We start from the raw sequence: 1,307 nt of genomic DNA on the forward strand, positions 1-1,307 counted from the left end.
GAGCCCGTCGGTACTGACGACGGCGAGCTCCTCGCCGGTGCTCGCGTCCCTCACCACGGTGCCCGCACCATCGCGGACGGTCTCCCGGGAGGGCGTCCACCATGCGTCCTCGATGAAGCTCGGAACTATGTCAATGCCCAGAATCGTTGAAGTCATCCTCGACTCGCCTTTCACCAGAAAGCTTGCGCCCGGGCGTTCCACGGAAGGACCCCGGGACTAACTGAACGGACGTTCGGTAATATATCCAGCGTACAGTAAACGGCAATTCCGCCGGCAATTCCGAGGAGCCCCATGAGCAAAGAGACCGAATCCGCCACCGGCGAGCCCTGGCGCATCATCCTGGGTGAGCTCGACGAGAAGATGGGCGTGCGCATCCTGGAACAGTCGGTGCAGAAGGTCGTAGCGACGATGCCCGTGGAGGGAAACCGGCAGTCCTTCGGGCTCCTGCACGGCGGGGCCTCCCTTGCTGTAGGTGAAGCCGTCGGCTCCTGGGCCGCGGTGATCCACGCCGGCACACTGGGGAAAACCGCCGTCGGCGTCGACGTCTCGGCCACCCACCACCGTGCGATGCGCTCCGGCACGGTCACCATCACGGCGACGCCGCTCCATCTGGGCCGAACCCTCACCACGCATGAAGTGGTCCTCACCAACGACGACGGCGCACGCCTCTGCAGCATGCGCATCACCAACCTGCTGCTGGACCGGCCGAATCCGGCGTAGGGCACGGCTCCTGAAGCTGCGACGCATCGTTCGCCTACGCTTCGGGAATCCTGTAGAACTTGCCCATGAGAATCGTCGTACTGGGAGCAACCGGCACCATGGGCATGCTGGTGGCGGATCTCCTGCACTCCGCTGGGCATACCGTCGTTCCGGCCATGCGGAGCATCGGAGTGGATGCGGCGTCAGGTGTCGGTCTTGACGCCGCGTTCGCCGGCGCGGACGCCGTCGTCGACTGCACGAACTTCCCCACGGTCAGTGCCCGCAGGGCAGTTCGCGTACTCGGCGGGATGACGGCCAACGTGGTCGATGCCGCAAAACGCGCCCAGGTACGTCACCTCGTTCTCCTCTCCATCGTCAGCGCCGCCACTCCAGCCCTTCGGAGGATGGGTTACTACCGGGGCAAGGCCGCGCAGGAGGGAATCATCGCGGAGGGCGGGGTGCCCTACACCATCGTCCGGACCACGCAGTGGTTCGAACTGACGGCGACGCTGCTCTCCCAGACACGAGTCGGCACCCTCGCCTTCGCGCCCCGGATGAGGAGCGCGCCGATTGCTGCGGCTTCGGCAGCCGAGGTGATCGCCGAGGTC

At 65.8% G+C, this 1,307-nt stretch carries 2 protein-coding genes; both read left to right on the top strand.

The genetic code is table 11. The features are described from left to right. The first annotated feature begins 291 nt into the window (after positions 1 to 291). On the top strand, positions 292 to 720 hold the full coding sequence (locus tag Y705_RS0109080; protein ID WP_026532631.1) for a PaaI family thioesterase: 429 nt from the start codon (positions 292 to 294) through the stop codon (positions 718 to 720). 65 nt (positions 721 to 785) lie between these two features. Beyond that, positions 786 to 1,307, top strand: a 522-nt coding sequence (locus Y705_RS0109085) for an SDR family oxidoreductase (protein ID WP_026532632.1), incomplete at its 3' end; no start/stop codon positions are given.

Source organism: Arthrobacter sp. H41, assembly GCF_000520535.1.
Lineage (GTDB): Bacteria > Actinomycetota > Actinomycetes > Actinomycetales > Micrococcaceae > Arthrobacter_D.

Excerpts from the sequence above, each read along its gene's own strand:
- Y705_RS0109080 (WP_026532631.1), top strand. The coding sequence starts at position 292 with ATGAGCAAAGAGACCGAATCCGCCACCGGCGAGCCCTGGCGCATCATC.